Origin of the sequence: Paenibacillus sp. AR247, assembly GCF_002968895.1 — a bacterium.
Taxonomy (GTDB): domain Bacteria; phylum Bacillota; class Bacilli; order Paenibacillales; family Paenibacillaceae; genus Paenibacillus_AQ; species Paenibacillus_AQ favisporus.
The window spans coordinates 417,379-418,146 of sequence record NZ_PCZT01000002.1 but is presented as its reverse complement, the minus strand read 5'-3'; the positions used below and the strand labels follow the sequence as shown (position 1 = coordinate 418,146).

General features: G+C 47.9%; 1 protein-coding gene. It reads right to left on the bottom strand.

The genetic code is table 11. The annotated features are described in order from the left end of the window. Positions 1 to 443: SpoVR family protein (locus tag CPT76_RS02465; protein ID WP_146116136.1), on the bottom strand; the 443-nt coding region annotated here is incomplete at its 3' end. Between the last annotated feature and the right edge of the window lie 325 nt (positions 444 to 768).

Genomic DNA, 768 nt, shown 5'->3' with positions numbered 1-768 from the left:
TCCACAACTTCGGTGCCATGCTCGAGTTCGTATTGGCTGATCCGTTCCGCGGTGGCCGACATGCTCTCGACCATGTTGCGGTTGGTGGCGGAGAAGCGGTAGTTGTTTTTGAAAAAGTCGCAGTGCGCCAAGACGTGGGCCACGATGAGCTTGTTCTGGATCAGGGAGTTGCCGTCGAGCAGAAAGGCGTAGCACGGATTGGAGTTGATGACCAGCTCGTAGATTTTGCTCAGGCCGAAGTCGTACTGCATTTTCATTTTGTTGAACGTCTTGCCGAAGCTCCAGTGCGAGAAGCGGGTAGGCATCCCGTAAGCACCGAAGGTGTAAATAATGTCCGCCGGACAAATTTCGTAACGCATCGGATAATAATCCAGGCCGAAGCCGTCAGCGATCTCCATAATTTCACTAATGGCGTATTCCAGCTGTTTGATCTCGTCGCTCATTCGTTCATTGCTCCTTCCTTCTGCGGAAGAATAAAATATGATATCGGGACTATATTTCAATATATTCAGCAGCACCTCAAGTATGAACTGACATGGCCGGCCGAAAGTCCGGATTCGGTCCCGGATCATGTTGTTGGCAAATCCCAGCAGCCCGGAAATTAATGCAGTCTTCATGTCGATTTATGTTAGAATATAAGAGCATGACTCTAAGGTTTCCTATTTACGAAAGCGTTTTATATTTTTGCGGGCGGTGACTGCGTTACCATGTGGAAGTACTTTGTGCAAGCTACCAACAACATGAGGATCCGAAATAAATTGATCTTTT